Source organism: Burkholderia sp. AW49-1, assembly GCF_053427845.1.
Window position 1 is genome coordinate 1 of sequence record NZ_JBSAXF010000134.1, and the last position, 272, is coordinate 272.

Here is a 272-nt window from a genome sequence, read left to right on the forward strand (position 1 = left end):
ACGTGATCGTATCGGACGATCGCGGGAATTCGCTCAAGACACCTAACCAGGTGGTCAAGGTATCGCCGGCGGAAGGCGGTACGCCGGTTCCGCCGAGCATCAGCCTGAACCCGCCGCAAGTCAGTGGTGGCGCCCCGGCGACGGTGAGACTGACGTCGAACGCGAGCGTGACGGGCGCGACGATCAGCAAGGTCGAGTATTTCAACGGCGGCATCAGGCTGGGCGAGGCGAGCGCCGCGCCGTATACGTACAACTGGCCGAACGTGGCGGCG

At 65.4% G+C, this 272-nt stretch carries 1 protein-coding gene; it reads left to right on the top strand.

Translation table 11 applies throughout. The features are described 5' to 3' along the window. Positions 1-272 (top strand): Ig-like domain-containing protein (locus ACV22W_RS33750; protein ID WP_448023873.1); only part of this gene is annotated, 272 nt, incomplete at both ends.